Consider the following 1,017-nt stretch of genomic DNA (forward strand, 5'->3'; position numbering starts at 1 on the left):
AGCATCGGCCGAACAGCGTCAGGGCCGTGCAGGCAGAACCCAGGCTGGCCACTGTATTCGCTTATGGAGCGAGAGCAAACAACAGTCTCTGAGTGACTTTCAAAGCGAAGAAATCTGCATAAGTGACTTAACTCAGCTCGGCTTAGAATTATGCCTTTGGGGAAATAACAACTACCAGAGCATCCCCTGGCTCACGGCGCCTCCGGAAGCGCATTACAATGCCGCGATGCAAGTACTCAAAGACCTCGGTTTGCTGGATCAACAAGCTCAGGTCACCCGACTGGGCAAGCTCGCGGCAAAGCTACCTGTTAGCCCGCGCCTTGCAAGTATGTTGTTAAGCACCGACAAGCCCGAAGATCAGCGTGTCGCTTGCAACTTAGCCGCTCTGCTTTCTGAACAAGATATCTTTCTCCATAATAGAGATACCGACATATCCAGACGTCTCAACGCGCTGTCGGATTTTGGCCGAGACAAAGCACAGTCCCTTAAAGACTACGCCTTCCATCGTTCACGAGTCGAGCAAGCCTTCTCAAGCACTCAGTCGCTGCAAAAGCAATTAGCAAAATTAGCCGCTTCGAAAGCAGATATTGAGCCGACTATCTACCCTGCAGACCTTGGCAAACTCTTACTCATCGCCTTCCCTGAGCGACTGGCCAAACAGCGCCAAGCAGGAGACGGCAAATATTTGATGGCGAACGGTAAAGGCGCTTACCTCAACGAAGACGATTCACTCTTTGATGAGCCTTGGTTAGTCATTGCTGACTGCGATGCACAGAAGAAAGAGGGCCGGATTTATAGCGCGGCAGCCATTGACAAAGCCTCAGCTCTCGAAGTCTTGTCCGAGCATATCAACGAAGAAGAACGTTTCGAGATCAACCCTAAAACGCAGAAAATAACGGGCTCTATGCAAACCCGTATTGGCGCGATTACCATAGATAGCCAAGTCATCAGCAATATTCCAAACGATGCCTTCACCCAATGCCTGGCTCAGCTGGTCAAGAAACAAGGCTTAAGCGT

At 50.6% G+C, this 1,017-nt stretch carries 1 pseudogene; it reads left to right on the top strand.

Annotated features, from left to right (window positions below):
* Nucleotides 1-1,017, top strand: a pseudogene (locus A3763_RS03450) (ATP-dependent helicase HrpB); the annotation flags it as partial.

The sequence above is a fragment of the Oleiphilus sp. HI0128 genome, from assembly GCF_001635365.1.